The organism is Pseudomonas psychrophila (assembly GCF_001043005.1).
Lineage (GTDB): Bacteria > Pseudomonadota > Gammaproteobacteria > Pseudomonadales > Pseudomonadaceae > Aquipseudomonas > Aquipseudomonas psychrophila.
The window spans coordinates 1-644 of record NZ_JYKZ01000074.1 but is presented as its reverse complement, the minus strand read 5'-3'; the positions used below and the strand labels follow the sequence as shown (position 1 = coordinate 644).

The window sequence follows — 644 nt, the reverse complement described above, 5'->3', positions numbered from 1 at the left end:
GGGCACACCGCCCCCCACGACACGGATCAAACCGGCCGCATCGGCAATCTTGTTGCGGTCTTCTTCATCCGCAGCCCAGTAAGCCCGCAGGGTCAGCGCCACGCCGTGACTGTATTGGCGATCAACCAGCACGTCCTCGTTCATCAACAGATAAACCAGCGTCAGCGCCTTGGAAAACAGGACAACGATCAGGACCAGCCAGAGAGTGCGGGAGAAAAAGCTTTGGGGAAACCAGAGAGGGGTTTTCATAGACAGCTGCTTTTACACTTTGCAGGAGCGAGTTCGGAGACCCGCAAAAAGTTGGATCGCGAGCCACGCTGGCGCTGGGACACGCTGCGTGGCTCGCTCCTACAAATGATCAATCACTTGGCGGCATTACCATCCGGCACGAACACATAACCTACGCCCCAGACAGTCTGGATATAGCGCGGTTTGGAAGGATCGGGTTCGATCATGCGGCGCAAGCGGGAAATTTGAACGTCGATTGAACGCTCCAGGGCATCCCATTCACGACCACGCGCCAGGTTCATCAGCTTGTCGCGGGTCAACGGCTCGCGGGCGTGCATGACCAGAGCTTTGAGCACCGCGAACTCACCGGTGGTGAGCATGTGAACTTCATCGCCACGCTTGAGCTCACGGGTTGC

Annotated in this window: 1 protein-coding gene and 1 pseudogene; both read right to left on the bottom strand. The window is 57.9% G+C overall.

Annotation, left to right across the window (positions count from 1 at the left end):
* Nucleotides 1–249, bottom strand: a pseudogene (locus TU76_RS24135) (two-component sensor histidine kinase); the annotation flags it as partial.
* A 113-nt stretch (nucleotides 250–362) separates the two neighbouring features.
* The coding region (locus TU76_RS24130; RefSeq protein ID WP_048352672.1) for a winged helix-turn-helix domain-containing protein at nucleotides 363–644 on the bottom strand (282 nt) is incomplete at its 5' end.